Source organism: Arthrobacter sp. AZCC_0090 (assembly GCF_014207375.1).
GTDB lineage: Bacteria > Actinomycetota > Actinomycetes > Actinomycetales > Micrococcaceae > Arthrobacter.
This window is the reverse complement of record NZ_JACHEE010000020.1, coordinates 21,240-47,665: the sequence shown is the minus strand read 5'-3', so window position 1 is coordinate 47,665 and position 26,426 is coordinate 21,240. Positions and strand designations below refer to the sequence as shown.

The 26,426-nt window shown below is 62.0% G+C and carries 29 protein-coding genes and 1 pseudogene; 21 read left to right on the top strand and 9 right to left on the bottom strand.

What is annotated here, in order from left to right; all coding sequences use genetic code 11:
• Positions 1-85 precede the first annotated feature (85 nt).
• The 4 genes from HNP00_RS22060 to HNP00_RS22045 all read left to right on the top strand — a co-directional run bounded on the left by HNP00_RS22060 (position 86) and on the right by HNP00_RS22045 (position 3,440).
• Positions 86-1,357, top strand: coding sequence for a cytochrome P450 (locus tag HNP00_RS22060; RefSeq protein ID WP_184741855.1), 1,272 nt, complete (start codon positions 86-88; stop codon positions 1,355-1,357).
• A gap of 39 nt (positions 1,358-1,396) precedes the next feature.
• The gene (locus tag HNP00_RS22055) at positions 1,397-1,591 is read left to right on the top strand and encodes a ferredoxin (RefSeq protein ID WP_184741854.1); all 195 of its coding nucleotides are present in this window, start codon (positions 1,397-1,399) and stop codon (positions 1,589-1,591) included.
• Positions 1,588-2,847 carry an NAD(P)/FAD-dependent oxidoreductase gene (locus HNP00_RS22050; protein WP_221451734.1) on the top strand — a complete coding sequence of 420 codons (1,260 nt, stop codon included), beginning with the start codon at positions 1,588-1,590 and terminating at the stop codon, positions 2,845-2,847. The genes HNP00_RS22055 and HNP00_RS22050 overlap by 4 nt, the downstream gene beginning before the upstream one ends.
• An 89-nt stretch (positions 2,848-2,936) precedes the next feature.
• Positions 2,937-3,440: an HtaA domain-containing protein gene (locus HNP00_RS22045; protein WP_184741853.1), complete on the top strand. Its 504-nt coding sequence runs from the start codon at positions 2,937-2,939 to the stop codon at positions 3,438-3,440.
• A 348-nt stretch (positions 3,441-3,788) separates the two neighbouring features.
• Here HNP00_RS22045 and HNP00_RS22040 read toward each other — a convergent pair whose 3' ends face one another.
• From HNP00_RS22040 to HNP00_RS22005, 8 genes are all read right to left on the bottom strand, one after another.
• Complete coding sequence (locus tag HNP00_RS22040) at positions 3,789-5,207, bottom strand: FAD-dependent oxidoreductase (protein ID WP_184741852.1); 1,419 nt, start codon at positions 5,205-5,207, stop codon at positions 3,789-3,791.
• Between the two features lie 144 nt (positions 5,208-5,351).
• Positions 5,352-6,227 carry a VOC family protein gene (locus HNP00_RS22035; RefSeq protein WP_184741851.1) on the bottom strand — a complete coding sequence of 292 codons (876 nt, stop codon included), beginning with the start codon at positions 6,225-6,227 and terminating at the stop codon, positions 5,352-5,354.
• Positions 6,228-6,276: 49 nt separating this feature from the next.
• Complete coding sequence (locus tag HNP00_RS22030) at positions 6,277-6,699, bottom strand: nuclear transport factor 2 family protein (RefSeq protein WP_184741850.1); 423 nt, start codon at positions 6,697-6,699, stop codon at positions 6,277-6,279.
• 1 nt (position 6,700) lies between these two features.
• Positions 6,701-8,446 carry an FAD-dependent monooxygenase gene (locus tag HNP00_RS22025; RefSeq protein ID WP_184741849.1) on the bottom strand — a complete coding sequence of 582 codons (1,746 nt, stop codon included), beginning with the start codon at positions 8,444-8,446 and terminating at the stop codon, positions 6,701-6,703.
• Positions 8,447-8,450: 4 nt separating this feature from the next.
• Positions 8,451-9,299: a fumarylacetoacetate hydrolase family protein gene (locus tag HNP00_RS22020; RefSeq protein ID WP_184741848.1), complete on the bottom strand. Its 849-nt coding sequence runs from the start codon at positions 9,297-9,299 to the stop codon at positions 8,451-8,453.
• A gap of 1,099 nt (positions 9,300-10,398) precedes the next feature.
• Positions 10,399-10,974 carry a flavin reductase family protein gene (locus tag HNP00_RS22015; RefSeq protein WP_184741865.1) on the bottom strand — a complete coding sequence of 192 codons (576 nt, stop codon included), beginning with the start codon at positions 10,972-10,974 and terminating at the stop codon, positions 10,399-10,401.
• 515 nt (positions 10,975-11,489) lie between these two features.
• On the bottom strand, positions 11,490-12,335 hold the full coding sequence (locus HNP00_RS22010; protein ID WP_184741847.1) for an MBL fold metallo-hydrolase: 846 nt from the start codon (positions 12,333-12,335) through the stop codon (positions 11,490-11,492).
• 48 nt (positions 12,336-12,383) lie between these two features.
• Positions 12,384-13,586: an acyl-CoA dehydrogenase family protein gene (locus HNP00_RS22005; RefSeq protein WP_184741846.1), complete on the bottom strand. Its 1,203-nt coding sequence runs from the start codon at positions 13,584-13,586 to the stop codon at positions 12,384-12,386.
• 519 nt (positions 13,587-14,105) lie between these two features.
• Here HNP00_RS22005 and HNP00_RS23875 point away from each other — a divergent pair.
• The 5 genes from HNP00_RS23875 to HNP00_RS21980 all read left to right on the top strand — a co-directional run bounded on the left by HNP00_RS23875 (position 14,106) and on the right by HNP00_RS21980 (position 16,605).
• Positions 14,106-14,297, top strand: coding sequence for an FAD-binding protein (locus HNP00_RS23875; protein WP_184741845.1), 192 nt, complete (start codon positions 14,106-14,108; stop codon positions 14,295-14,297).
• 39 nt (positions 14,298-14,336) lie between these two features.
• On the top strand, positions 14,337-14,549 hold the full coding sequence (locus HNP00_RS21995; RefSeq protein ID WP_184741844.1) for a hypothetical protein: 213 nt from the start codon (positions 14,337-14,339) through the stop codon (positions 14,547-14,549).
• On the top strand, positions 14,546-14,938 hold the full coding sequence (locus HNP00_RS21990) for a nuclear transport factor 2 family protein (protein WP_184741843.1): 393 nt from the start codon (positions 14,546-14,548) through the stop codon (positions 14,936-14,938). The genes HNP00_RS21995 and HNP00_RS21990 overlap by 4 nt, the downstream gene beginning before the upstream one ends.
• Positions 14,939-15,198: 260 nt before the next feature.
• Positions 15,199-16,155: an alpha/beta hydrolase gene (locus HNP00_RS21985; protein ID WP_184741842.1), complete on the top strand. Its 957-nt coding sequence runs from the start codon at positions 15,199-15,201 to the stop codon at positions 16,153-16,155.
• A 21-nt stretch (positions 16,156-16,176) separates the two neighbouring features.
• Entirely contained in the window at positions 16,177-16,605 is a 429-nt protein-coding gene (locus tag HNP00_RS21980; protein ID WP_184741841.1) for an SgcJ/EcaC family oxidoreductase, read from the top strand.
• A 71-nt stretch (positions 16,606-16,676) separates the two neighbouring features.
• Here the strand turns inward: HNP00_RS21980 and HNP00_RS21975 are convergent, their stop codons facing one another.
• Positions 16,677-17,363 carry a GntR family transcriptional regulator gene (locus tag HNP00_RS21975; RefSeq protein ID WP_184741840.1) on the bottom strand — a complete coding sequence of 229 codons (687 nt, stop codon included), beginning with the start codon at positions 17,361-17,363 and terminating at the stop codon, positions 16,677-16,679.
• A gap of 240 nt (positions 17,364-17,603) precedes the next feature.
• On the opposite strand from HNP00_RS21975, the gene HNP00_RS21970 reads away from it, so the two are divergent.
• From HNP00_RS21970 to HNP00_RS21920, 12 genes and pseudogenes are all read left to right on the top strand, one after another.
• On the top strand, positions 17,604-18,419 hold the full coding sequence (locus tag HNP00_RS21970; protein WP_184741839.1) for an SDR family NAD(P)-dependent oxidoreductase: 816 nt from the start codon (positions 17,604-17,606) through the stop codon (positions 18,417-18,419).
• 16 nt (positions 18,420-18,435) lie between these two features.
• Positions 18,436-19,233 (top strand): SDR family NAD(P)-dependent oxidoreductase, encoded by a 798-nt coding sequence (locus HNP00_RS21965; RefSeq protein WP_184741838.1) that lies wholly within the window; start codon positions 18,436-18,438, stop codon positions 19,231-19,233.
• A 73-nt stretch (positions 19,234-19,306) separates the two neighbouring features.
• Entirely contained in the window at positions 19,307-19,891 is a 585-nt protein-coding gene (locus HNP00_RS21960) for a nuclear transport factor 2 family protein (protein WP_184741837.1), read from the top strand.
• Positions 19,892-20,045: 154 nt separating this feature from the next.
• Positions 20,046-20,168 (top strand): hypothetical protein, encoded by a 123-nt coding sequence (locus tag HNP00_RS23565; RefSeq protein WP_260405118.1) that lies wholly within the window; start codon positions 20,046-20,048, stop codon positions 20,166-20,168.
• A 62-nt stretch (positions 20,169-20,230) separates the two neighbouring features.
• Positions 20,231-20,365, top strand: a pseudogene (locus HNP00_RS23870) (MBL fold metallo-hydrolase); the annotation flags it as partial.
• A gap of 22 nt (positions 20,366-20,387) precedes the next feature.
• A complete protein-coding gene (locus HNP00_RS21950) occupies positions 20,388-20,876 on the top strand; it encodes a hypothetical protein (protein WP_260405124.1) in 489 nt (162 codons plus the stop codon).
• Positions 20,877-21,089: 213 nt separating this feature from the next.
• Entirely contained in the window at positions 21,090-21,341 is a 252-nt protein-coding gene (locus HNP00_RS21945) for a hypothetical protein (RefSeq protein WP_184741834.1), read from the top strand.
• 128 nt (positions 21,342-21,469) lie between these two features.
• Entirely contained in the window at positions 21,470-21,700 is a 231-nt protein-coding gene (locus HNP00_RS21940) for a hypothetical protein (protein WP_184741833.1), read from the top strand.
• A 557-nt stretch (positions 21,701-22,257) separates the two neighbouring features.
• A complete protein-coding gene (locus HNP00_RS21935; protein WP_184741832.1) occupies positions 22,258-23,082 on the top strand; it encodes an ABC transporter ATP-binding protein in 825 nt (274 codons plus the stop codon).
• Positions 23,079-23,981: a branched-chain amino acid ABC transporter permease gene (locus tag HNP00_RS21930; RefSeq protein ID WP_184741831.1), complete on the top strand. Its 903-nt coding sequence runs from the start codon at positions 23,079-23,081 to the stop codon at positions 23,979-23,981. The genes HNP00_RS21935 and HNP00_RS21930 overlap by 4 nt, the downstream gene beginning before the upstream one ends.
• Before the next feature lie 14 nt (positions 23,982-23,995).
• A complete protein-coding gene (locus HNP00_RS21925) occupies positions 23,996-25,093 on the top strand; it encodes a branched-chain amino acid ABC transporter permease (protein ID WP_184741830.1) in 1,098 nt (365 codons plus the stop codon).
• Between the two features lie 51 nt (positions 25,094-25,144).
• On the top strand, positions 25,145-26,425 hold the full coding sequence (locus HNP00_RS21920) for an ABC transporter substrate-binding protein (RefSeq protein WP_184741829.1): 1,281 nt from the start codon (positions 25,145-25,147) through the stop codon (positions 26,423-26,425).
• Position 26,426: the final 1 nt, after the last annotated feature.

Here is a 26,426-nt window from a genome sequence, read left to right as displayed (position 1 = left end):
GGAGCCAGCTTTAAACGGCCTGAGGCGCTCTTTGTTAAATCGCTATCGGAAGCATCGAACAACCAGGGGAGACAAAGGAGTCAACATGGATACAGTCATCAACCCCGCCAAGAAAGCGTATGTCGACCACGATCTCACGACAGACATTGACATTTCATCCAGGGCCTTCTGGTCGAAGCCTTTTGAGGAGCGTGCCGAGTCGTTCGCCAGGTTGCGGAAAGAAGCCCCGGTCAGCTTCCACCGCCCGATTGAGGTCGCCTACGAGCACGAGGAGAAAGGCTTCTGGGCCGTTACGACGGCGGCGGACATCACCGAAGTGGCGCGAATGGATGATGTGTTCCTATCCGGACTGGGAAACATCGCGGATCCACTGCCCTTCGATCCGCGGATCGGTGCGTTCTTCCACACCCAGGACGGTGAGGAACAAAAGAACAACCGAGCACTGGTGAGCACAGCGTTCACGCCGAAAAACGTTGCCAGGATGATCGACCAGATCCATGAGACTGCGGAGTTGATAGTTGACGATCTGATCGGGGCAGGCGACATTGACTTCGTTGCCGCAGTATCGGAGAAGCTTCCGTCAATCACCGGCGCACGGCTGTTCGGACTCCCGGAGTCGGAAAGGGAAGCCTTCGGCAAAGCGTCGAACAGCGTCGTCGCACAGGGGGATCCGGAAGCCGGGAACCCGGAGGACCCGCTCAAGTCTTTCGTCGAGGCGAAGGCCTACTTCCGCGCTCTGGGACTCCGGCTGGCAGCCGAGCGACGCGAGGACCCACGCGACGACCTGATGACCAGCCTGGTCCAGGCTGAGCTGGACGGCCGGCGCCTGACGGATGAGGATATCGCCGGATTCACGTCGCTGATGGCGGTCGGCTCGAACGACACGACGAAGCAGACCACCACGCTGACCTTGATGGCGCTCGCGGCGAATCCGGACCAGAAAGATTGGCTAATGGCGGACTTCGACGGGAGGATCGGCACAGCGACGAATGAGTTCCTGCGCAACGCAACTCCCGTTATTGCGCACGCGCGCACGGCGGCCAGGGACATCACGTTTCGCGGGCAGGAGATTTCCAAGGGCGACAAGGTCGCAATCTTCTACACATCAGGTAACCGGGATGAAGAACGGTTTGTTGATCCTATGCGGTTCGACCTCTCGAGACGGCCGAACCCGCAAATTTCGTTCGGCGGCGGCGGTGTCCACTACTGCCTCGGAAACCGGCTTGCCACCGCAATGTTGCAGGCCTTGTTCGGGCAGCTCCTCCGCCGCACGACGGTGACGATCACAGGCGAACCGGAATATCTCGTCAGCAGCATCATCAATGGCGTTCGGCACCTTCCGGTCCATATCGCCTAGCCCGCGCGCAGCCTGCGCCGTAATCAGAGAGACAAGTTGATGAAAATAGAAGTTGATCGTGCCAAATGTGTGGGACTGGGACTCTGCGAAGCCGCCTCCCCGGAGTATTTCGAGGTGCAGGACGACGGGAAACTGTTGGTGCTCCGTGAAACTGTCGGAGGAAGCCCAGACGTTCTGGAAGTCGAGGAAGCCGTCCTTTCTTGCCCGACCACCGCCCTGAGACTCGTGCCGTGAGTATCTCGGAATCGGCCCGTGAGGTCCGCCGCCTGGTCGTCGTGGGGGCGTCCCTGGCAGGCGTGCAAGCGGTCCGGGCTGCCCGGCGGGCCGGTTTCGCCGGAGAAATCATCCTGATCGGCGACGAGGAGCGTCTTCCCTATGACCGGCCGCCCTTGTCCAAGGGATTCCTGAACGACGACCGGGACGTGCCCTACTTTCATGATGCCGCCCTCTACGCAGACGAATTGGACGCGACGCTGCTGCTCGGGGAGGGGGCATCGGCTTTGATCCCCTCCGAACAGGCCGTCCTGGTCGGAGGAGAGCGCGTTCACTATGACGCGCTGGTGCTCGCCACGGGCGCCACGCCCCGGGTTCTTCCCGAGTACGCCTCCGTCCCGGGTGTGCACACGCTTCGGAGCGTGGATGATGCGCTGGCCATTCGCGAGGCCATCGAGGCCGGGCGCGAGATCACGATCCTCGGCGCCGGTTTCATCGGCGCCGAGATCGCCTCGGCCGCCCGAAAGCGCAGGGGCCAGGTCACGATCATCGAAGCGAGCATGTTTCCACTCGAACGCGCCTTGGGCCAGCAGATGGGGCAGTCGATCTCCAAAATGCACCGCCGAAACGGGGTTGATCTGCGATGCGGCGTGACCATCACCGAGGTCAATGCTGACGCGAACGGGCTGCGCGGAGCGATTCTGAGCGATGGAACGACCCTCAGCACAGATTTGCTCCTGGTCTCCATCGGGGCCTCCCCTGCAACGTCCTGGCTGAAGGATTCCGGTATCGCCATGAATCCAGATGGAGGCATCGTCTGCGATGAGTTCCTCGAGACGTCGATCCCGGGCGTCTTTGCCGCCGGTGACATCGCCCACTGGCCGAACGGGGCGATGGGCGCCCCGATGCGCCTTGAACACTGGACCAGCGCCAACGAACAGGGCAATGTCGCTGGACGGAACGCTGTGAGCGCAACCGAAAGGTCCGCGTACTCGACCGTTCCCTATTTCTGGAGTGATTGGTACGGGAACCGGATCCAATTCGCGGGCAGGGCCGGCAGGGAACAACCCGAAGTCGTCTTCGGCGCAGTGGAGGATGACCGGTTCGTCGCCCTCTATCGTTCGGGAGACCGGCTGATCGGAGCCCTGGCAGTGAATGAGCCGTCGAAGATCATGAAGGATCGCCGCCGGATCGCAATCGGGGCATCCTGGATCGAGGCGCTCGAGCACTATCGGGGCCTGCGGGAGGGATTGAGGGCTGCGGTGGTGACGAAGTAGCCCCTCCGAACCGCAAGTTCCGCGCTTCTGGAGTAACCTGACCCATCCCTTGACATCGTGCATGAGGCCGTGTGTCAGTGAGGCAAGCAATGTACCTAGAATCGCCCACAACCAGTGGTGATCTCAGTTGGAATGTCTATTCGCGCTTTCGCGACTACGTGCGCTCAATACCGGACGGCACCGAAGAATGGCTCCGGGGTGATGGTCGGATCGAGCAACAGGCCGTCGTGTTCCACCTCGATCCGGCCTCGTCATACGACCCTGACCGGGGAACGGGAGTCATCCGGTTCCACGGCTCGATCCGGTTCCGGGGATATCGTGGCATGTTGCATGTGACGATCTCAGATCCTTGGGTGGAGGTAACGTCCGGCCATATGGTGCTGTCGGTGGACAGCTCTTCGTCTGGGGCGCCGACCCGGGTCGTGTTCGCCGAAGCGATCCCGACCAAACCGGTTCGGACGGGGGAGGGCTTGCGATGGAGCGGTGTCCCGGCGGCTCTGACCGACGACGGTTCGGGCCTCCTGGGTAACGTCTATCCTGTGGGAACGGATCTTGATCCGTTTGATTTCTGGATCCCGTCGGAGCAACCGTAGGAGCGCTCAAATCTGGGGTCGTCGACCGGTGATGGCTCAGGGGCGTCCCGTGCCGCTTCCTGGAAGTTGGCTCCAAACCAGTGTGCCGAACCGAGCTCCATCTCCCGTACCGTGGTTCGATACGGAGGCGTGCACCTGCTTCGTGGCGCAGATCGCACCCCGGTAACAACACCCCCCGGGTCATGGAACGGCTCGGGGCTCTATCATGCCGGTACCGACGGGCCGGCAACCCATGCGGCCGTCCCCTGAGATTGCAGCTCGGTCGGCGGCAATGAGACCTATGTCACCGGCCGGACCCTATCGTCGACGGAGATGAGCACCCCTTCTTGAGATTCCAGTTCCCGGGCGTCATGCCCCGGCGATAGACCTGGCTGCCGCATTTGTTCCGGCGACTCGCCCGAAGGCCGCGCCGTGTCCGAGCGAGCTACCGCTGCTTGGATAGAACGGCCAGATCACCCCGCCCGTTGCCTCGCCCGCGGCGAACAAACCGGGGATCGGACATCCGAGGGCATCGAGCACCCGGGCCTCCGGATCGATCTGCAGTCCGGTGCCGGTGATCACGATCTCCGACAGCCGGATTTCAGCGGCGTAGAACGGGCTTTTTTCGAGGGGGCGGAGGAACTCGGGGTACTTTCCCATGCGGTCGAGGCCAGCCTGCGCGCCCTCGTTGTATTCGGCGATGGTAGCCTCGAGCTGGTCATCCGGGACTCCCACGGCTACGGCAAGTTCGGCGATGCTGTCTGCGAAGGGGATACGGCCCGCGGCCACCATTTCCCGCAGGATGTCTGGATTCCAGTTGGGGCTGGTGCGCTCCGTGCGCCCCGGGTAGGCCTTGCTCCCGCCCGCGTAGAAGGGCGTGGCTTTGGCGGCCTCGGGGTCCAGCGCTTGGGAATCGAAGAGCACGAAGAACCGGCCGCCGCGCAGGACTGCCTGGCGGTCAAGCGCGGAGTAGTGCGCGTTCTCGGCGATGAAGCGCTGCCCGTCCGGATCGACGATGACGAGCCAGCCCGGCAGGTAGGTTTCGTGGGAACGGGTGAACCCGGGCGCCAACATGCTGCAGCCGGTGTCGTGACCGGTGATGCGGGCGCCGACCTGCTGACCGAGATCGATAGCGTCGCCGTGCGAGCCGTCTTCTCCCACGTACCAGAGCCAGTCGCCGGCCTTCGCGAGGCTTGGGTAGAACTCCGCGATTTTCTCTGGGTTCGAACCGAAGCCCCCGCTCGCGATGATCACGGCCGACGCGGACAGCTCGTCGTCTCCCACTGCTGCTCCGACGACTACGCCGTCCTTTACCAGCAGCCGGTCGACGCGCTGGCCGAGCGCGACGTCGATGTCGAGGTTGCGCGCAGCCCGTGCGAGGGCATCGATGAGGCCCTGACCTTCGTCGATCGCGACCGCGCAGCGTGGCTGGGTCTCGTAACCGCCGCTGACAGGGGTGGGATGGAACTCGGCACCGAGGGAGACCAGCCAGTCGATGGTCGGTCCGGATTCCGCGGCGAGGCGGCGCGTGACCCCGCCGTCGAGTCCCCACTGGTTCGCGTTCATGTAGTCCCGGAACATGAGTTCTGCCGAATCCGCGATCCCGGCGGTCGCCTGCATCGCGGTACCCGCGCCGACGATCAGGCCCGAGGACAGTCGAGAGGCTCCGCCGATGCCCCCCGCTGCCTCGGCGATAATGACCGATTCGGCTCCCGCCTGCCGGGCGGCGATGGCCGCGCTGAGACCGGCGATGCCGGATCCAATAACCAGAACGTCGATGTCTGACAAGGGTGCTCCCAGGAGGTTGTGAGGTGAAGGTGTGAGGTAAGCGATGGGAGTCGCGCGTGACTCCCGGCGGGCTGCATCTACGCGGGAGTCACCGGATCAAGGAGCCTCGAGATATCTCGAAGTCAACCGACCATGGCTTGACGGCTATCGCCTGTTGGTCACCGGTGGGATGCCGAAGGTCCGGAAGCTGTCCGGGCGGAAGCTGCTCCACATGTTCCACCAGTTGTCGTCGGCGCCCCATTTGATGGGCGGGCGAGCGTCATCGTAGATCTGCTCGAGATCCGTGTAGAGTTCCACGACCGCGCCCGAGGCCTCGACGTAGTAGGCAGCGATGTTGTGCCCGGCTCCATGGCGGACGGGGCCCCAGATCAATTCTCGGCCGGCCAGATGCAGGCGGTCTCCAAGTTTCCCCAGGTCGGCGATGGATTGTGCTTCCCAGGCATGGTGGTGGAAAGTCCCGCGTCCGGCAATCAGCGCGATGCCGTGGTGGTCCGGATTGCAGCGCATGAAATAGGCGAAATCGTCTCCGATGACGTCGGACAGGCGGAAATCCAGGACGCGTTCCAGAAAGTTCTTCATCCCCACTACGTCCTGGGGATGAAAGTTGATGTGTCCGTAGCGATTGGGTCCGAAGGTGGGCTCCCGGGAGATGTTCTCCTGCATTCCGACATAGATTTCGAAAATCCAGCCTTCCGGTCCGATGAACGAAAAGCCGTCCTGGACCCCCGCACTGTAAGCCTTGTCGCTGACGATGTGCAGATTCTCCGCTTCGACGCGTTTCCTGATCGTGCGCAAAGCCTCACCGTCACGTGCGATCAGTCCAAGGCTGTGAATGCCGTTGACGTTGGAGTCAACGTAGACAAGCTCGTGATGGACATTGCCGGCAGCCAGGTTGACATCGTTGCCGGTCCGCTCGGTGACCCGCAGCCCCAAGAGCTGGGTCGCATCCGCAACTGCAGCGTCCACATCCGTCGTTTGAATGGCGACATGGCCCATCTCCCTGATCAAGCCCCAGGACATGTGTAACTCCTTATTCTGTTGCCTGTCAGCAACGCGTGCAGGTGGGAAATTAGCTTGCGTCTCGAAAGACTGTCCGGCTGATAAACAGCCATTCGCCTCCCACGCACGTGATGACATCTTCAATCCGCAGGCTGCGGTCTATCCGCGTCCCGTCCACGGATGTCGCAAGGATCAAAAGGTAGGCGTTAGCGTCAATGGTGTCTGCGTCGCGTGGCCTGAGGACCAGGGAGTTCAGCCAGTGACGCAGTTGCTCCCCGCGGGCCAGCGCCGAATCGTTCGACGTCTGGGCAAACTTCTCGAGCTCCTCATGTCCGACCGCCGTCAGATTGAAAGTCGGGGAAATGAACGAACCGTCGACTGTGTAGGTCCGAGCCCATCCGGCCGCGTCCCCGCCGTCGATCGCGTGGGATTGCCGGGCGTAGAGATCTTGGATGTTGAGTCTGTCTTCGAGGGGGATTCTTCGCGCGGTCATCTTATGCCCCCTTGTGCAAAATGGTGCCGATGGCGGTGCCGAGCTGCGCTGCGGCGTCGTCCGAGTTCCACATTGCCTCACGCTGGCGCCAGGCGATGTAGCCGTCCGGACGGACGAGCAGTGCCCCCGCTTCGTCCATGTCCCGCTGGGCTGCCCACTCGCCGTAGGCGTCCTCGGTCCCAGGGTCGCCGATCACGACGGCGCGCAGGAACGGGTGGCCGAGGGCCTCGACGGCCTTCACCCAGGCCTGCCCGCCCAAGCCGGTGACCAACGTGAGCAGCCCGTGTCCGATGACGTCCAGGGTCGAGGTGCGCACACCCTGACTATTCACAAGCCAGGCGTGGGGAAGTTTGGCGCCGGGCCTAGTGCTGGGCTGGAGGAAGAGTTCCGGGTCGCGGGTCCAGTGTTCTTCTTCCGCACAGTCAGGGATGACGGCGGCCGAGACATAGCGGTGGTTCATTTCCACGCCTTGGGCGTTGAACTCGTAGTTCTTGCCGGCCAATGCCTTGGTGATGGCCTCGCGCGTCTTGACGCCCTCCGGTGAGGGATCCCGGAGCTTCGCCACTGCCGCGGCGATCGGGTCGGCCGCTCCCTCGGTCCGGATGGCTTCGTTCAGCAGTCCGAAGTCGGCCCGTGATTTGTTTGCACGTTCGACGATCTGCCGGCCAACCGGCATCCTTTCATGCGTATAAGAGTCGAGCAGCGCAGCGCCGGCGTCGCCCTTGAGGACGAAGGCGAGCTTCCACGCGAGGTTGAACGCATCCTGGATGCAGGTGTTGGATCCCAGGCCGCCCGAGGGCGGATGGCGGTGGACGGCGTCACCCCCGCAGAAAACGCGTCCGACGGAATAAGTCGTAGCATAGGCCTGATTCACGAGCCACGTGGACGTGGCATCGATACTTATCTCAAGCTCCGGGTCGCCGACCAGTGTGCGGATCTTCTCGATCACAGCCTCGGGGGAGAAGTCAGGCTCGCCCTGGGCCGGATCGTATCCCCAGCCGGCAATCCATTTCGTCCATGGACGGATGGCCCGCAGCAGGCCCATGCCGATCTCGCCGTAGCTGGCACTTGGCGACATGATCCAGTGCAGGATGCTCGGACGGTGTGCGACGTAGCGGGACAGGTCCGCTGTGAACTGGACATAGGCGGTGTTGGCCCTGCCCTGGTGTCCCTCAATTTCGAGACCGATTTCCTCGGCAATTTGTGACCGGGCGCCGTCGGCACCGATCAGGTATTTTGCCCGAACCTCGTATTCTCGTCCGCTGAGACGGTCCAGCAGCTTTACCGTAACGCCGTCGTTGTCCTGCTCGTGCGAGAGGTATTCAGTGTTCAACGAGAGGTGCGCGCCGCGTTCTGCCGCGTTACGCAGCAGAACAGACTCCATATACGGCTGCGGCACGTCCAGCATGGTGCAGGGGGAGCCGCGCAAGTAGTCCCCGAATCTCTCGTCTCCGGTACCCCAGGTTCGGATTCTCGCGATCTCCGTGCCCGCAAGGCTCGTAGCGAAGAGAGTATCCCCCATGACGTCCCACTCCGACCCGTACCGCTCGACTTCCTCGTCGACTCCCAGGTCCCGTAGGACCTCCATGGTCCGCTGGTTGGTGATGTGTGCACGCGGGGTGTTGGAAAGCCAGCGGTACCGCGTCACCATGTGGGTCCGGATACCGTAAGTCGCCAGCGCGAGTGCGGCGGCGGAACCGGTGGGTCCGGATCCGACGATGAACACGTCGGTCTCAAAGTCGATCATGGTCTCAGCCTTGCATAACGGGGTTGGAAAGGACTCCCAAGCCCGTAATCTCAACCTCAACTACGTCGCCGTGACTCAGCAGGCCCTTGGGTTCCATGAACTGCCCCACACCGCCGGGGGTGCCCGTGACGATGATGTCGCCAGCCTGCAACGGGGTGAATGCGGACACGAAGGCTATGATTTGCGGGATGTTGAAGATGAGGTCGGCGACGGTGGCCGACTGGCGGACTTCACCGTTCACCCGGGTCTCGAGCTTGAGCGCGTTGATGTCATCGATATCCGAAACGGGGACGAGGTACGGGCCGAAGGCGCCAGTGTCAGGGAAGTTTTTGCCGGCGGTCCACTGAGTTGAGGCCTTCTGCCAGTCGCGGACGCTGAAATCGTTGTACGCACCGTAGCCGGCAATGACCCCCCAGGAATCCTCTTCCGCGACCTGGTAGGCGTCCCTGCCGATGACCAACGCCAGTTCTCCCTCGTAGTCGAAGGCGTCAGAGACGGCAGGCCGGACCGCCGGGCGGTTATGGCCCATCTGCGAGTCCGCAAAACGCGTGAAGACCGTCGGAGCCGAGGGGTCGGGCTTTCCGACCTCATCACGATGCGAACGGTAGTTCACCCCGATGCACAGGATCTTGCCGGGATTGACAATCGGCGGAAGGAACTCCGCTCCTTCAACGTTCGTCAGCGGCGCCCCCTCCAGATCGGCGTTATCAGCAGCAAAGAGCCCGGCAACGATGGCCGCCTTCAACGAGTCCGCGAGATTCTTCCCCGAAGGCCCCAGGTCGTGCAGAACACCATCGCGCTCCACGCCCCAGGTCTTGTTTCCGTCCGAAGACACGTAGCTTGCATACCTCATGATCTGATCCCCTCACGGTGGGTGGCTGTACGGACTCCCGGGGGAGCTCCAGTTGATCGGACATCGTTCCGCGTGGGTAGTCCGTGCGGCCGGATGTAGGGGCAATGGCCCTAGAACCGCTGGAAACACATTATCCAGACAAATTATAAAAAACAAGTACGAATCGATTATGAAGAGCAAAAGGTCACCCGGATGGATGGTTCCCATGCCACCACAACGGAAGTACCCGTTCGAGTTGCGTGAGCGTGAAACGCGGATGGCTATCGATGCAAGGAAAGACCCCTCGACAAGGACCGAAGCGTACCGCCGGATCGGTGGACAGCTCGGTGTGAATCCCGAGGCGCTGCGGACCTGGGGTGAGCCGGGCGGAGGTCGACGAGGGCCTGCGTCCAGGGACGACGACGGCGGACTTGGACCGGATCGCCGAACGCGAGCGCGAGGTCCGCGAGCTGCGCCTGGAGAACCCGATCCTGAAGCAGGCCTCGGCTTGTCTATCGCGCCGGAGCCCGACTGGCCGTCGAGGGGATGTGCGCGCCCGGAAAGAGATCCGCAAGGCGCTGGGCTGCCAGGACATCCCGGCTGCGCCGTGCGCCGTCGAGCGGCTCATGCGTCAGAAGGGAACCGGCTGTGGGTCGCGGACATGACGTACGTCCGCACGTTCGCCCGCTGGTTTATGCGGCGTTCGTCATCTATCTGATCTCGTGCCGGTCGTCGGTGGCAGGTGGCCACCAGCCTCTACACCGATCTGGCGCTCGATGCCCCGGAGATGGGCATCTGGCCCAGGACCGGGTACATAGACTGGTTCAACCACCGACCATCACACCTTGACCGGGCCGAACGCGCCCGCCGATCCGTTACGGCCTCGCTGCCGGCCAGAGACTCGAACGCTCCAAGGTCCTCGCTGCGGCGCAGGCCCGGAAGGGCATAGACGGTTGGCAGGGATCGGTTATAGCTGGGCATCCCGCCTCCACCGGGTCATCTCACCGCTACGGGCTGGCGAAGCTGTCCGGGCTGAATCGGCCACACAGCGCCCGGCCCCGCTAGGAACATGCCGCCCCACGGCTAGGCGCCCCGATCTCGGGTTGGTACAACCGCTGATCTATAGCTTGGAATGCTCTCCCAGTACGTGCCATGTGCGGTTGTGATAGACGAGAGGGCGTCCCAGAAGCGGGTCGTCGGCGTCCCTCGGAGACAGTGCCTGAAGGGCCTGGACGGCCACGACCGTGGAACCACCGGCGGCCATGGTATTGACGATCCGGCCGCGGATCCAGGCATGGGCCGAAGGAAACATAGGTTCCCCGGTTACGAGCCTGGACCAGATCGAAGTGTCTGCGAATCGATCGATGCCGCTTGTTGAACACAGCTTCGCGATATCGAGCTGATCTGCCCCGAGCAGATGAATGACCACGGTGTCCGCTTCCCGGATAGTAGGCGTGCTCGAGGAGAGCTCAGATACCGAAAATATGAGCAAGGGTGGGTCGAGGCTGACCGAAGTAACCGACGTCGCCGTTAGCCCCACCGGTCCCTGTCCGATATCCGCCGTTATCACCGCCACGCCACCGGCATGATTCCGGAAGACCGCCTTGAACTGCTCCGAAGTGATACTGGCGGAAGCGAGCACTTCCCGCGGGCCAGCGCCAGCCCTGGGCGCTTGGCCGGCCGGATTGATCTTCATCGTCATTAGTCTGAATCCTTTCGAGGTTTTGGAAATGCCCAGATTGGCATTGTGTTGGTAGGAGTTAGTGGCCGCTTGAGTGGCAGATGTTGCAGTTCGCCTCGGGCCTGCCTGTGGTTGCCCCGCCAACAGGAAAATCACCACAGGCTTTGTTCACTGCGGCTGGGCGCGGGTCAAGCTCTGAGCGAGCGGTATCAATGTTGGGTTCCATGTCGATGCGAGCTGTCCCTCGACAAGTCGCGGATGGCCCATGGATAGGATCCATCGCTGGTCCTAATGGGCGAGCCACCCCATGCGAAGAAATCCTGTGGCACGAGGTTCTCAACACCGAGAGGTAGAACTTCCAAGCGGCTGTATCCGTCATCGCTTCTGCGACGGCCGACCCGTGTGCTCGCCACGTCCGGTTTCAGTGCCACCTTTCGACTTTGCGCCCCGGGGTCCAATGCGAAAGCGCGCGGTGATGGTCCTGACTCAGGGCACCGCGCGCTTCACAAACCGGCTGACAATTCCGTTGCCTATTTCGATTCGACCGTCTCTTGCACCTGGGCCCACCCGAACTTGGAACCGTCGGCGATCACATTGCCCCATTCGAAGTCCCTGAAGTGGGCGGCGACGAACGGGATTCCGGTTTCAGCGAGGGACTGGGCTACGGCCTGCCTGCTCTGCCGGGCGAGAGCGACATCGTCATCTGCGACTCCCTGCCAGTCGGGTTCGCATAGCTCGGCCTGATGGTGGGCAACGTCCCCGATGAATAGCGCTGACTCGCCTTCGGAGTCCAGCCGGATCACGGTTGTTCCCGGCGAGTGCCCCGGTGTTGCCCATGCGCTGAGTCCGGGAAGAATCTCACCGGTTCCCGGCCACGTCTTCAGCAGGTGCTCGATGGGGCGTAGTTTATTCTCCGCGCTCATCTCGTCGGGGAAACCGGATTCCTCTATTCGCTCGGCGTGGCCGACGCTGACGAAGTGCTCCCAGTCGCGGACGTGGCACCGGTAGTTCGCGTGGGGGAAAACCGGCTTTCCATCGACTGATGCCCAGCCGATGTGGTCGAAATGAAGATGGGTGAAGAACACATCGGTGATGTCTTCCGGGGTGATGCCGAGCGCAGCGAGCGAATTCAGCAGTTCGCCCGCGTGCCAGTTTTCGACCTTCGACGGCCCGAAGCCCGTATCAATGAGCGCGACATAGTCATCGCTGCGCACGAGGTATCCACCCAGTTGATTGACGACGTCCTTGCCGTCGTTGCCCAAGAGGTGTACCCACGGTTCCCACCGCGATGCCGCCATGTCTGGATACTCGATCTCTCTTCCGATGGCCATGTAGCCATCGAGGACCGAGTCGACAGTCACTCTACCTATCTGCATTTGCTTTTCTCCCTACAAGTGTTGACATGCGGACGGGCACGATCGCCGTCAGCTCTGTGCGATCTTCGCGGCGCTGGCGGTCAGATCCTTCATGACCGTCGGGGCGGCGTCGAGCAAAACAGACCGGTCGACGATGATGTGCTGATTGATGGCATGCATGTTCCTGAAGATCCGACCGATCGCGTGCCCCTTACGGAGCCCAGCCGAACCCGACCATTCGTAGGCGAAGTCGGCGCAACGGATACCCACATCGTGAATCCATCGCGCAATCTGCTTCGTCCGGTTGACCTGATCCTGTGTCGCCGGGCAGAGTCCCGCGTCAGCGTAGTCATTAAGGCTCTTTGCGTGATGATAGAACGTGAGACGGGCGGCGTTCAGTTCGGCGTCCAGAAGCACTAACGCGTGGAGGAAGATCGGCTGTTCACCGACTGCCGGGTACGGACCATCCTGTCTCTTGCGCTTGGGCGCGAGAGCCGCGATCTCCTCCAGAGCACGGCCCGCAAGTCCCAGGACGACAGGAGTGTGCCCCATCGGGCCAAGGATCTCGGCACTCAAGGCGTAGTAGGGAGCCCCCCGCTCGACCTTTGTCGCCCAAGGGTTCACCGAGACTATGAAGTCGTCGGAAACGAACAGCGGGCCTATTTCGTAGTCGACACTCGCACTGGCCTCGAGGCCGTTAACGTCCCAGTTGCCCAGGAGTCGGACATCTTCACGGGGAACGGTGATCGAAATCATTCGGGGAAGACCGTTGTCGGCCATCAACAGCTCGTCATTTTCGTACAGGAGGCCGCCCGCAGTGAAATGCGTCGCCCAGCTTGAACCAGATGCGAACTGCAGGCTGCCAGTGTAGATGACACCACCGTCGACTTTCTCTGCCCTACCGCGCGGGGCAGGCATACCGGCGATGCGCGGAGGAACGGGTCCCGAGAAGATCGCTGTCGCGCCGGCCTCTGGAAACAGCGACGGGTATGCCCCGGCGTGCCCACCGAGGGATTGTACGCCCCAGGCGGCCGATGCGTCGGCATGGCCGACCTCTTCGATCACACGCAACCAGTCCTGGTATGGCGCCTGATCTCCGCCGAGTTCGGCCGGCGAGCTCATGGTGAGGATGCCGGTCCCGATGAGCGCTTCGGACGCGGCGTCCGTGATCCTTCCCTGTGCCGCCCCGGCCTCCGCTTCGCGGTCGAGCAGTGGTGCGATTTTTTGGACCAGTTCTAGCCTGGTCTTTACGTCTTCCAATTGCGCAGTCATCAACGACTCCAATCTCTGTCCGCAGCTCTCTGTCCACAGCGCTGCGGTATTAGGTTTTGGGGGTGGAATCTACCGAGGGCTCAGGACTAGGCATGAGGTCAAGTTTCTGCATGCCTGAACCTTTATCTAGAACGGCTGGGATGAGCTTCTCATACACAACAGATCGATTACAATGCTAAAAAACGATTAATCGATTTTGAATGGCTTAATGATTTATTCCCCGACTTCCGCGTCCGCCCCGGGCCGGATCAGAAGACAGCGAACGCCCATCGCGAGCCGTCGCTTACCGCGACGCGTGGGCTTGGTGTCCATTGGAACGCGCAGGTCGCCAACTGCAAGGACGATGAATACGGCCGCGGCGAGAGCGCCAACGACATCTGGTGGGGAGACCCCCGCACTACGAGTCGGCCGGGAGGCCGTGCTCGGCCCCATCGATGCGGGGCCGTACTACGCCGTCCGGGTCTACTGCGGAACCCCTGGGCACGAAGGACGGTCCGCGAACCGACGGCCCACGCCCGGGTGCTCAAGGGCGATCGACAGCCTGTTCCCGGACTTTACGCTGCTGGCAACGTGATGGGGTCCCCGACCGGGAGCGCCAACGGGCCGCGGCGGGGAACGCTCGGCCACGCCTTTGTGTTTGGCTATCCTGCCGGCGAGCATGCCGCCACCCTCGTCGCGATGTCGGCTTTGGGCACACCCGCGGCTGTCTGAAACTCCGCCCGATCCATCAATCAACGAAAGGAAGAGGACATGAACTACACAGCAGAGGCGTCTGTCACCAGGGGCGGACGCGACGGCGATGTGCGCTCGGACGCCGGGATGATCCAACAACGCCTTGCCATTCCGGCAGAACTGGGGCTGCTTAAGCTGGCGCATGAACGCTGCCCTTACTCCCGGGCAATAAGCGGCAATGTGGAAGTCACCTTGGAACTGGTGCCCAGTGCGTCGGCGGTGGGCGTTTGAACACGGGCAATGTCAGCCAGGAGGAGAAGATCGCCCGCTATCGAAGGGTTGTAGCGGAGTACGCCGCCGCGGTCTCCGCCGGCGACCTGGAGGCGGTGGTGCGACTCTACGCCGATGATGCGCTGGTTGAAGATCCGGTCGGCGACGAAAGCCGGAAGTTTCGCGGGCTGGGCGAAATCCGTGCGTTTTACGCGGGAGTGATGGAACGCGGAGCACGGCTGCGCATTTCAGGCCCGGTCTGCGGGTCGTTTGCCGACACTGTGGCCGTGCCGCTTTGTGTAAGCACAGACACCAAACGGTTGAACTGCATCAGCCTCGTCCGGTTCGAGCCGTCCGGGCTCATCGGGCACTATGCCGCCCACTGGGGAAGTAGCGACATCGTTCACTGAGTGCCACGAAGGGGAATCAATCGGGAGCAACTCGGAACTGCCTCATGCATGGCATCGCGAGGTCGATGTAGTAGTAGTTAGCTCCGGGGTGGCGGCTCTGACATCCGCCATCGTTGCGCTGGGCGCTGTTGCAGGGTCCCGATGGTCCGGCTATTCGAAGTTAACACTATCGGACTTAAAAGTGATTTTGAGGATATGAATAGATACTATGGAACTGCGGTGCGGAACCAGTGAGGCTTTCCGAAAGGAGTCGGCAGTAGATGGCACTTAAACCAGACATCCAACAGGTCCTTTTGGCCCAAGGCGCAGTCTTTCCCGAGGCTGCGCTGACGGATCCGGGGGCTTCCCGTGCCTATCTCGACAGGTCGCGGACCCCCCGAGCAAGGCCAACACCCGAAGCTGTGGCATTCGTGGATGAACTTAGGATCGACGGCGGCCCCCGGGTACGTATTTACCGGCCGGACGCAGACGGACTGTTCCCCGTCATCGTCTTCCTGCACGGAGGCGGCTGGGTCATGGGTGATCTTGACATGCACGACGCCACCTGCCGGAAACTCGCCAACGGTGTCGGCGCAGTGGTGCTGAACGTTGACTACCGGCTGGCTCCCGAACACCCCTACCCGGCTGCGCTGGAAGATGCGATTGCTGCCACGCAGTGGATTCACGAGCACGCCCGGGAGTACGGCGGCGATCCGCAGCGACTTGTCCTGGCCGGTACCAGTGCGGGAGGGAACCTCGCAGTGGCCGTCTCACTTAAGCTGCGGGACGCCGGCGGGATTAAACCCAGGCTTCAAGTCCTGATTTACCCGGTCATAGATTCCGATATGCAGACGGGCTCGCACCGCGAATACGCGACCGGCTATTCGCTCGAACACCGGCAGATGCAATGGTTCCTGGCACAGTACGTTCCCGACGAATCACTTCGGCGGCATCCGTTCATTTCTCCGGCTCATGCCACGTCCCTGGCCGGCCTCCCGGCGACGATCACCATTACGGCCGAATGCGATCCGCTGAGGGACGAAGCGGAGCAATTCGCCGCGCGCCTTCGCCGTGATGGGGTCCCCAGTGAACTGACACGTTACGACGGCCAGATCCACGGGTTCATCGGCATGTACGGAATCGTTGAGGATGCAGATTTGGCGATCGAAAAGCTGTGCAGGGATATCGCCGTATATGTAGGAGGATCCGACGAGGGCAAACGCGGCTGTCTGGAGTGACGGCAATTGAAAGGAACGCAAATGGACGACTTGGAAATCCTAGCAGCGAAATTCGCCTGCCTTGAGCTGCTCAATGCGGTGCGCAAGGCAGCGGATGACGGCGATGCGAGTGCTTACGCCGATGGTTTCGCTCACGACGGCGTTTGGATCCCAGGCAGTGGGGTGCCGATCCATGGGCGGGACGTGATCCGGGCGGCCCTATGCGCTATTCCATCGGATCGCGTGACGAGGCATGTCTCAGGGGGCTCGGTGATCGGGCTGCCGAGTTCCGACACGGCCGTTATCCAGACCCAGATGGTGCTCTACTCCGGGTCCGATGCTGGAGGGATGCCGGTGCCGTTGCAGCTTCCCGACAAAATCTTTGACTACAACGATGAGCTGCAACTCACGGTGGCCGGCTGGAAAATCAAGAAGCGCGCCACTGCCCTCATTTTTACACGACCAGCCTGACCGGACCTGACACCTGGCGGCAGGACATCAGCCGTACCGCGTGGCCGTACCGCGCAGGGCGGGGGGAGTCCTCAGGACGCGGCCACCTCGTCCGCAGGCCAATTGTCGATGATGAGGTTCGCGGTAGCCTCGTAATGTGCGGTCAGTCGCGCAATCGTCAGATCGGCATCCCCTTCGAGAACAGCCTCGAGGATGCCTGCATGCTCGCCTTCGACGTCACGCCCCGACCAATCCGTGAAGCGTGCCGACCAAACCCGGTAGATCTCCGTGGCGGAACTGAGCTGCTCACACATGTCGATCAGGACAGGTATGCCACTGCCAGCTATGACCTCAGTATGGAAGGCCGTATGCAAGCGGGACCACTCAGGGTTCGGATGACCGTCCGGCAAGCGTCGAGGCGCACGGGTCAGACGATGGTGGGCTGCAATGACACGGGACTCCCATTCGATGCCACCGCGCTCCATCGCCCATCGGATAGCGAGACTCTCCGTGTGGCACCGCACAACCGTAATGTCACGCAAAAGGTCCGGCTCGATCTCAGGTACGTAATAGCCCTGCCCCGCTCTTGACGTGATCAGACGCTCACCGGCCAGGACGGCAAGTGCCTCGCGGACCACCGTCGTACTGGCGTTGTATTCCTTGCTGAGCACCGCGGGTTGGAGTCGATCACCCGGGTGAATGCTGCCGTCGAACAACGCATTACGAATACGCTGATAGACATCCTCTGAGAGCGAATTCGCTGAACCTCTTCTTACCATGTGCCGACCGCACCTTTCATAAATTTTCCGGGAAGGGCCAATTACTACTCAAGAGTCTACTCTGTGGGCAATGAACCTCCCCGACGGCGGTGGTCCCTTCGCTGACCGAGAATATATACGCTGTGGAGACACAGAGTCGATAATTCCTTGACATATCGACTCTGCCAACAATAGTGTCAGAACCGCAAGACATCCACCCGGGTAGTTCTCGCACATGAACTTCAAAGACGAAGGGGAACCATGTCTACTGAGAATCGACCGCTCGCGGAGCTGGCGCGACTGGATGGCAAAGTCGCCGTCATTACCGGTGCAGCCCAGGGAATCGGCTTGGCGATTGCCAAACGCTTCATCGAGGCAGGGGCCACCGTCGTTCTGGCGGACATCGATGACGCGGTGCAGGAAGTCGTGGCGGGGCTAGAAGATTCCGGGGCGTCCGTCTCTGGCTCCAAGATCGACGTCGCGAACCGCGACGACCATGTTCGGGTGGCTGCTGAGGCCGTCGCACGGCACGGCAGGCTGGACATCTGGGTAAACAACGCGGGCATCTTCCCGAGCGCGCTTGCCCTGGACACAACGGCGGATCTGTGGAGCCGCGTCATGTCCATCAATGTCGATGGTTCGTTCTTTGGGGCCCAGGCCGCCGCACGGCATATGGTGCCGCAGGGCTCCGGCGTCATCCTCAACATCGGGTCGACGTCCGGATTCCGGGTCGGCACCGACGGCCGTTCACACTACGGTGCTTCGAAGGCTGCGGTCCGGGGGCTGACGAAGGGCCTTGCGCGTGAATTTGGACCATCCGGCGTCCGCGTGCTTTCCGTCGCGCCGGTGGCCACCGTAACGCCGGGGGTTATCGCGGGAGCGAAGTCGCGCGCCGAAGGGCAAGATGAGGATGCCGCCGTGGAGCAGCATTTAGAGTCCTACGCTTCCAAGCTGCCGTTGCGCAGGGTCGCCACCCCGGATGACATCGCGCTGGCAGTGACTTTTTGTGTCTCCGACCAGGCAGGCTACATCACCGGGGTAACCATCCCGGTTGACGGCGGATACATGGCAATCTGAGCGAAGGAACATTCACATGACGAACTCTTCAGAACAAAGCTGGACATTCCGGGGCAAGGCAGCCATCGTGACCGGCGGCGGCTCGGGCATAGGCGCAGCGGTGGCTCTCCTACTTGCCCGCAACGGCGTCTCGGTTGTCGTGGCCGACATCTCTGCCGCCGCGGCTAAGGCGGTCGCCGATGAGATCAGCGACGCAGGCGGTGCGGCCTCTGCCTTTACCGTCGATGTCTCCGACTCCGACCAGGTTTCGGCAGCGGTGGACCATGCGGTCGCGAGCTACGGAGGGCTCAACTACGCCGTCAATAATGTCGGTCTTGGATCAACGGGCCGACCTGTCGGCGAGATCGATCTGGACGAGTGGCATCGGGAAATGGACGTCAGCCTCAACGGCGTACTGTACGGGCTTCGCTACCAGATCCCCGCGATCCTGGAGTCGGGGGGCGGCGCGATCGTGAACGTCTCCTCGATCGCCGGCGTCTGGGGAACCTACCACAACGCTTCGTACGTGACCGCCAAACACGCCATCGTGGGGCTGACCAAGGCTGCGGCGCTGGATTACGCCGCGGAAAACATCCGCGTGAATGCCGTGGGCCCCGGCTACATCGACACACCCATGGTCAAGCGAGGCATCTCCGAAGAGCGCCGCCAGGTCCTCACGGCAAAGCATCCGGTGCAGCGCCTTGGCACTGCCGAAGAGGTTGCCAACCTCATGGCCTTCCTTCTGTCTGACGCCGCCAGCTTCATGACCGGCGGCATGCACATGGTCGACGGCGGATTCACCGCCGGCTATCAGGGTGCCCGCAGCGCCAACTAGTCGTTAGCCGCGGCAGGCTCCAACGCCTGCCGCGAGCGTTGGACCCGGTATTGCCCAGGCGAAGGGATAGACGATGAACAATGCCCATGTTGGCAAGGCTGCTGATTACAGGCTGCAGGACCGGATGGAGATCCGCGACCTCTTTTCGCGGTACGGCCGCGCCATACAGCGTATCGATGAACGGGAACTCCGGGAGGTCTTCCAGCCTGACGCGCTGGTCGACAAGGGGCCAGGTCCCGTCGGTATTGATGAGTATGTTCCGGACATTGTCCTCCGGCACTCACCGATTCAGCACGCCTCATTGCAGGTGACGAATGTCCTGATCGATTTCCTCGGCGAGGACAGGGCTTTCTGCGAGAGCTGGGCCGTCGAGGTCCAGCATCGGCCGGATGCCGATGAACCGACGGACTTCGTCTACTGGGTCCGCTACGGCGACGAGCTTGAGCGGCGTGAGGACGGAGCATGGCGAATCTCGACCCGCAGGCTTTTGCTGGATCACGTCCTCGGACTGCCCGTGGTGGGCTCCGAGGCGGCTTCCTTCACCGGGGGACGGCGTTTCGTGGGGCTGCGGAACGGAGATGATCCCATCGCAAGCCTTCGGCGCGAGCTCAACGTCGAGGAACAGGCGGTCGGCCTGGAGACCCCCGGGCTCCATTGACCTCCAAGATGTCAAAGCAATCCAGAGTGTCGACCCGGCTACACCGACACCTCCCAGACCCGCCAGATCCAGACCGCCCTGAACTAAACCACCCCAACGACAGGCCAGAACCACAACGCACTCTGGCCCCTGTATGACAGCTGAGTGAGAACGCATGCGCATAGGTTCATTGACCGTCGATTCCGTCATCGACGGCGAGACCAGCCGAACTCTGCCGTACCTCTATGCTTCCGCTCCGGAGGCCGAACTGGCGGCAGCCGAGTCCTTCCGCCGATGACGCCGGCAACCTGGTGATGTCGATCGGATCCTACCTCATCCGGGGGGGGGGCTGGCAGGACTATCTTGGTCGATGCGGGGGTAGGTCCCAAGCCCACGCCGCCATTCACCGGCGGCGCGCTGCTATCGGGACTGCAGGCTCTCGGCGTCGACCCGGACGATATAACTGATGTGGTCTTCACTCATCTGCATTCGGACCATATCGGTTGGTCGACGCAGGATGGCGAGGTCGTCTTCCGCAACGCGGCCTACCGGTGCGACCGGGGACTGGGACCATTTCGTCTCAGCTTCCTACGAGACGCCGGCCTGGGAGAAGGCACAGACGAATCCGGAAGTGGATGCGGCCCTTGTCCGATTGGCCCCACTGGCTGACCGGATGAAGTACTGGGAAGGCGAAGCAGAAATTCTTCCTGGCTTGCATACCCTGGATGCCGCGGGCCACACTCCCGGAACCGATGCCTTCATCATCAGTTCCAACGGGGAGCGCGGCGTTCTCCTGGGCGACATTGTCCACTGCCAGCCTGAGCTCCTGTATGGCTGGAAGTTTCCGGTCCACACCCAAGCAGTATCGGCGCTCCAATCGGTTGAGCGAATGCGCGACGACCTTGTCGAGGAGCAGTTGCCGTGCTCGGCGTCGCACTTTACGGGCATGACATGGGGACGCGTGGTTAAGAACGGAAACGGCTACGGTTGGATGCCGGAGAACTAACGCGCCGGGCAGGCGCAGGTCCTCTCGTCCTTGGGGCCGGCCGCCACGCTGGGTGGTGTTGAGGACGGCGAACGCAGAGCTGAAATCAGTTAACCCCCTCGATGACGCGGGCATGACTCGGATTTCCTGAAGCTGTGAGTGCCCTGACGGCCGGAGGAGACTGGAGACGGACTACCTGAGGAGAACGCATGGAACCCCAGGATTGTCTGGTGCTTGTTTTTTAGGGCGCCCAACTCCCGCAGGACAACCGAGCAGGTCAGCGGCCGGCTCTTGATGCGAGGGATCCCGGAACTGAACCCCAAAGCCAGGGTGACGAGCGTGTGGGCGCGCCAGAACTGCACGCTCGTCCGTCAGGAGCAGTTCGAGGAACGCGGCATGGCCGAGATTGTGCGTCCCGGCGGTAACCCGGCGTTCTGGCTCGTGTCTTTGATTCTGCAGAGCCGCAGGGCGCCACCGGCCACATGACTAAGCGGGCCACGGGAAACCGAAAATGCTCCGCGGAACATTTTCGGTGATCAGGACCTTTAACAGGCCGTCGAAGAGCCGCCGGCTTGGTGCCTGGGCGCTCAGGCGGTTTTGGCCGCCGGTTCCTCATGAAGCGTTCCGTCCCTGAGCGTGGCAAAACGGACGTCGCAGCGGCGCCGGGCGAGGCTGATCAGGGTGAGTGTGTCAATCTCATCGAGGAAGAAGGGCGGCGGCGGCCGATCGGTGAGCTGGATCTCGTTGACTGGGACCGGCCGATCGGGGTCACCTTGAGCGGCACCTTTTACGGCTTGCACGTCCAGATGCCCGGGATCTTGGAATCCGGCGGGGCTCGATCGTGAACCGGTCGTCCAGGGTCCATCGGGCGGCGCATCAGCGGGAAGCTGTCGACCTCGCCGTCGCCGGAGAGGTGCTCCACGTGCGGTGCTGGCTGAGACATGTGCCGCAGGCCGGACGCAGGGTCGTGCTGTAGGTGGCCGCAGTCGAGGCAGCCTTGCGCGCTTGGAATGCCCTGGGCGGCGAGGTACCAGGATCCCCGGCCCCAGTGGCCTCAATTCAGTTGAACGGCAGGCCATACAGCAGTGGAACAAAACGGACGTTGAGGCCCGGAAATGAGATCTGCTCTGCAGAACCCTCAAACCAGCAATCCTCGGCTCTGCCGAGCCTGTCGGTTGATTCAGGCTTCGCTAGGCGTGCTGGAATCGACGGCTAGGCCTCGTTTCGTACACCGCTGTTCCCGCCGCACGAGACGCGGATCCAGCCTCTCGACATTTTCCACGTAGTAATCAATTTATGGTCCAAAAAAGTTTTTTGACTCATTCAATATATATGTGCTTCACTTTGATGAAACGCCCACTTGGGTGATCTGAATCACTCAACCTCGATGGAGAGGACTGCAATGGGACCGATTACTGCATCTCTGATTCCCCTGCAGGCGACTGCTCAAACGGCTGCGCTCACTGTCTCGGGTCTTTCCCTTCGCTTCGGCGGAAACCAGGTCCTCGATGACATAAGCTTCGACGTCGCCCCGGGTGAGATTCTCGCGACCATTGGCCCCAACGGTGCCGGGAAAACCACCTTGTTCAACTGCATCAGCGGGCTCTATCGTCCCCAGCGGGGTTCCGTAAAGCTGGGCGAGACAGAGATACTTGGTCTCCGGCCCTCAGCGATCGTGGGCAAGGGCATTGCGCGAACGTTTCAGCACCTGGCACTGTTCGGCCCGATGACGGTCGAAGAGAACCTCTTGCTCGGGTATCACCGGGCCATCCATTCCACGCTTGCCGGTTCTGCCTTGTTTCCGCGGAGGGCAAGGCGCGAGGAAGCTGCCTACGCCGAAAAGGTCACGGCATTGATGGAGCAGTTCGACCTCACAGACATCCGCTCCGAGATCGTCTCCAAACTGCCTCACGGCGTCGGCAAGCGCATCGAACTTGCCCGGGCGGTCGCCATGGATCCCTCAGTGCTGCTCCTCGATGAGCCGGCTGCCGGACTCAACCCGGAAGAGACCGAGACTTTTGCAAAGTATCTGGCCGGAATCAGGGCAGCCCGGCCGTCCCTGGCTGTTGTCCTTATTGAGCACGATATGCCATTTGTACTGTCAATCGCCGACCGAATCGTAGTCCTCAACTTCGGGAGGCAGATCGTCTCGGGGTCACCTGCTGAGATCCAACGAGACCCCCGAGTGATTGAGGCTTATCTTGGCGGACAAAAGGTAGAGCTATGACCGGTTATGAAGTGCTACAGACGTTTTTCTCCGGCCTCGCCCTCGGCGCGAGCTACGCAATACTTGCGCTGGGATTCGTTATCGTTTTCGCTGCCACGAAAGTGCTGAATTTTGCCCAAGGGGCTTTTGTACTCATTGGCGCCTACCTCACCTTCGAGTTCGAAAGCCAGCTCAGCTGGCCGTTCCCGATCGCAATCGTCATGTCGATGCTAGTCTCGGCACTCATCGGGATCCTGATCGAACGCACGGTCATTCGCAGGTTCTCCCACTCCCAGGCGTTTGCGGCTGTCATGGCAACGGTCGGCCTTCTCTTCGCCAGCCAGGCCGTAGTGGCCGGGTTCTGGGGCGACTCCGCGCGCAACCTCGGTGATCCGTGGGGCCTGGAAACGGTGCGCATCTTTGGAGCCGCGATTGCCGTCTCTGGCCTATGGGCCATCGGCCTCAGTAGCGTGCTGCTCGGGTTGGTCTTCGGCTTCCTTCGCTTTAGCCGCGGCGGGCTGTCCATGCGGGCGAGCGTGAGTGACCAGGAAGCTGCCATCGCTCAGGGCATCAATCCCCGACGTGTCGCGGCTGTAGCGTGGGGCCTCGCCGGCGCATCAGGGGCGGTGGCGGGGGTTCTGCTTGCGACCGGATCCAACGGCGTCAACGGCACTTTGGCAGTCGCGGCCTTCGCGGCGCTTCCGGCCATGGTACTCGGGGGACTCGATTCCCCGATTGGGGCGCTCCTCGGCGGCCTCATCATCGGCATGGTCCAGCAATTCACCTCGCTTCTGCAACCCGTATACCTTAGCGGGCTGGGCTCAGAGTTTTCGAGCGTCATTCCCTACCTGGTGCTCATCGTCGTGCTCCTCATTCGTCCACAAGGCTTGTTCGGCACACGAGCCGTCCAGCGGTTTTGAAAAGAGAACACACCATGACATCGACACTCACCGCGGCGCCCACGGCCGGGAGCAAAGCCGCTTCAGCCCACAAGCGGCGCCCCTGGGTCATCACCGGCTTTGCTGCCCTCGCAGTTGCGTATATCGTCATTCCTTTCCTCGCGACCGACCCGGTCCTGTATCTCTTCGGTTACTGCGCAGTCCTGGCTGTCGCGGCCCTGGGCCTGACACTCCTCACGGGCTATGCCGGCCAGATTTCTTTAGCTCAGCCGTTCTTCATAGGTATCGGCGCATATGCGACCGTGTTTGTCACTGTGCAACTGGGCGTGCCCTTCGCTTTCGATTTGGTCTTTGCCATCCTGGTGAGCGGCTTGGTGGGAGCCGGCAGCGGCTGGCTGGCCGTAAGGCTCGGCGGCCTGGAACTTGCAATCGTCACCCTGGGGATCTTGGTGATCGGCCAATACATCTTCAATACATGGACCCCCGTCACGGGCGGCGAGACAGGCGTGCTCTCTTCGGGAGTCGAGATTTCGCTTGGTCCGCTGAACCTGGAGAAGTTGGGAACCTTTACCGAGCAACAGTCTCTCTTCTGGGTGCTTTGGGCCACAGTGGCTGCGGTGGCGTTCTTCTGCTCGATGCTAGTCCGGAGGGCGCCGGGCAGGTCCTGGATTGCGCTGAGGGAAAACGGCCGCGCCGCGGAAGCCGTAGGTATCCACGTTCGGTCCACCAAAATTGCCATCTTCGCCCTCGCCAGCGGCATCGGCGGGCTCGCTGGAGGGCTCTATGCCGGGCTGCAGCAATACCTCTCGCCTCTTGACTTCGGCTTCAACACCGGCATGTTGCTGTTCGCCATCGTGATCCTCGGGGGGATCAATCGGGTCGCGGGGGCAATCATTGGGGCGATTATTGTTCCCGGCGTCCAGTTTTACATTTCCGAGCAGGCCGACAGCCTGCTCCTCGCGCCGATCATCACCACCGGCGTGACAGACTCCGGATTCTTCACCGTGGGCTCGTTCAGCACCCTGATATTCGGAGTTCTCATCGTGGCTGTCCTGGCCATAGAACCGGACGGAATCATGGGGTCCTTGTCCCGCTCGAGGCTCTACCGCCGGCTCACGGCACACCGCCCTTGAAAATCTTTCCCGACCCATCTGCTTCATCACAACAACCAGAAGAAGGCACAATTGAAACCGGTCAACAGAAGGTTACTGCAAGGCATCGGCGCACTTGCTGCAGCGACGCTGCTGCTCTCAGGCTGCGCACGCGGCGAGGCCGTCAGCTCCAGTTCAGGTGGTCTGGCAATGGCCCCAGGGTTCGACGGGAAGAAGTTCAGCATCGGTGTGCTGACCATCACTGCCGGTCCCATGGCACCTGCCAGCGCGCCGTCGAGTGCCGGGATCGAAGCGTACATTCAGGCACTCAATGCCAAGGGCGGCATTGCCGGAAAGTACCCCGTTGAGCTGGTGGTCCGGGACCACGCCTACGACCCGGCGAAATCAGCCCAGTCGTACCAGGCCATCAAGGACCAGGTTGCCATGTTCACCTGGATCTCCGGCACGCCCCCGGTGAGAGCAGTCCTGCCCTCATTGACCAAAGACAACATCCTGGCGATCGGAGGCACCACAGAAGGAAGCCTCACCCTCGAAGAACAGCTCATCCCGTCGGGCACCCCAACCGAAACTCTGCTCCTCGATGGAGTGGAATACCTGCTCCGGGAAGGCGGCAGCAGCCAGAAGGTCTGCGGCGCCGCAGTCGAGGGTGCGATCACCAAGACGGTCGAATCCATTTCAGCGTATGCTAAGGACAAACTGGGGGTCACGACGGGGCCAGTCGTCAGCATCGGCGGCCAGGATGCCAACCCGACGCCGGCAATGCAGCAGCTGCAACGTGAGGGTTGCCAGATCGTGATGATCCAGGGGATCGCCGTTCCCTTTGTGTCCAACGTCCTGTCCACGGCCGCGAAGCTCGGCTATGAGCCCAAGTGGGTTGGGGTCAGCAGCACCTGGACGAAATCGCTCAACAGCGGCCCGGTGTACGACTACGCCCACAAAAACATGACAATCGTGGCGGACGACCTCCTCTGGGGCGACACCGGACACGGGAATGCAGAAAACGAAAAAGCCATGATGGCAGCACACGACAAGTACACCCCGAAGGAAGGGACCGACCAGCAGTTCTCATGGGGCTACAACAATGCGGCCATTACCGAACAGATCCTCACCAAGGCTGTCGAAACGGGCGACGTGTCACGGGCAGGTCTGAAGAAAGCGGAAGAATCGCTGACGAAACTCAACTACCCAACACAGTTCGACCGCCCCTGGGGCTCAGGGGACAAGCGTGGAATTCCTCAGGAGTATTCGATCTTCCGGCCCGACTCCAGCGGTATCGGAGCAGTGGGCATCCTGAAGTACGGAGAGAGGTCGTCCGATAAGGTGCTCGCGTATCAGTTTGTGAAGAGCAGCTGAC

What these genes read in the sequence shown, in the direction of transcription:
- HNP00_RS22060 (WP_184741855.1), top strand. Translation starts at nt 86, where the DNA reads ATGGATACAGTCATCAACCCCGCCAAGAAAGCGTATGTCGACCACGAT.
- HNP00_RS22055 (WP_184741854.1), top strand. Translation starts at nt 1,397, where the DNA reads ATGAAAATAGAAGTTGATCGTGCCAAATGTGTGGGACTGGGACTCTGC.
- HNP00_RS22045 (WP_184741853.1), top strand. Translation starts at nt 2,937, where the DNA reads ATGTACCTAGAATCGCCCACAACCAGTGGTGATCTCAGTTGGAATGTC.
- HNP00_RS22035 (WP_184741851.1), bottom strand. Translation starts at nt 6,227, where the DNA reads ATGTCCTGGGGCTTGATCAGGGAGATGGGCCATGTCGCCATTCAAACG.
- HNP00_RS22030 (WP_184741850.1), bottom strand. Translation starts at nt 6,699, where the DNA reads ATGACCGCGCGAAGAATCCCCCTCGAAGACAGACTCAACATCCAAGAT.
- HNP00_RS22025 (WP_184741849.1), bottom strand. Translation starts at nt 8,446, where the DNA reads ATGATCGACTTTGAGACCGACGTGTTCATCGTCGGATCCGGACCCACC.
- HNP00_RS22020 (WP_184741848.1), bottom strand. Translation starts at nt 9,299, where the DNA reads ATGAGGTATGCAAGCTACGTGTCTTCGGACGGAAACAAGACCTGGGGC.
- HNP00_RS22015 (WP_184741865.1), bottom strand. Translation starts at nt 10,974, where the DNA reads ATGAAGATCAATCCGGCCGGCCAAGCGCCCAGGGCTGGCGCTGGCCCG.
- HNP00_RS22010 (WP_184741847.1), bottom strand. Translation starts at nt 12,335, where the DNA reads ATGCAGATAGGTAGAGTGACTGTCGACTCGGTCCTCGATGGCTACATG.
- HNP00_RS22005 (WP_184741846.1), bottom strand. Translation starts at nt 13,586, where the DNA reads ATGACTGCGCAATTGGAAGACGTAAAGACCAGGCTAGAACTGGTCCAA.
- HNP00_RS21995 (WP_184741844.1), top strand. Translation starts at nt 14,337, where the DNA reads ATGAACTACACAGCAGAGGCGTCTGTCACCAGGGGCGGACGCGACGGC.
- HNP00_RS21985 (WP_184741842.1), top strand. Translation starts at nt 15,199, where the DNA reads ATGGCACTTAAACCAGACATCCAACAGGTCCTTTTGGCCCAAGGCGCA.
- HNP00_RS21980 (WP_184741841.1), top strand. Translation starts at nt 16,177, where the DNA reads ATGGACGACTTGGAAATCCTAGCAGCGAAATTCGCCTGCCTTGAGCTG.
- HNP00_RS21975 (WP_184741840.1), bottom strand. Translation starts at nt 17,363, where the DNA reads ATGGTAAGAAGAGGTTCAGCGAATTCGCTCTCAGAGGATGTCTATCAG.
- HNP00_RS21970 (WP_184741839.1), top strand. Translation starts at nt 17,604, where the DNA reads ATGTCTACTGAGAATCGACCGCTCGCGGAGCTGGCGCGACTGGATGGC.
- HNP00_RS21965 (WP_184741838.1), top strand. Translation starts at nt 18,436, where the DNA reads ATGACGAACTCTTCAGAACAAAGCTGGACATTCCGGGGCAAGGCAGCC.
- HNP00_RS21960 (WP_184741837.1), top strand. Translation starts at nt 19,307, where the DNA reads ATGAACAATGCCCATGTTGGCAAGGCTGCTGATTACAGGCTGCAGGAC.
- HNP00_RS23565 (WP_260405118.1), top strand. Translation starts at nt 20,046, where the DNA reads ATGCGCATAGGTTCATTGACCGTCGATTCCGTCATCGACGGCGAGACC.
- HNP00_RS21950 (WP_260405124.1), top strand. Translation starts at nt 20,388, where the DNA reads ATGGCGAGGTCGTCTTCCGCAACGCGGCCTACCGGTGCGACCGGGGAC.
- HNP00_RS21940 (WP_184741833.1), top strand. Translation starts at nt 21,470, where the DNA reads ATGAAGCGTTCCGTCCCTGAGCGTGGCAAAACGGACGTCGCAGCGGCG.
- HNP00_RS21935 (WP_184741832.1), top strand. Translation starts at nt 22,258, where the DNA reads ATGGGACCGATTACTGCATCTCTGATTCCCCTGCAGGCGACTGCTCAA.
- HNP00_RS21930 (WP_184741831.1), top strand. Translation starts at nt 23,079, where the DNA reads ATGACCGGTTATGAAGTGCTACAGACGTTTTTCTCCGGCCTCGCCCTC.
- HNP00_RS21925 (WP_184741830.1), top strand. Translation starts at nt 23,996, where the DNA reads ATGACATCGACACTCACCGCGGCGCCCACGGCCGGGAGCAAAGCCGCT.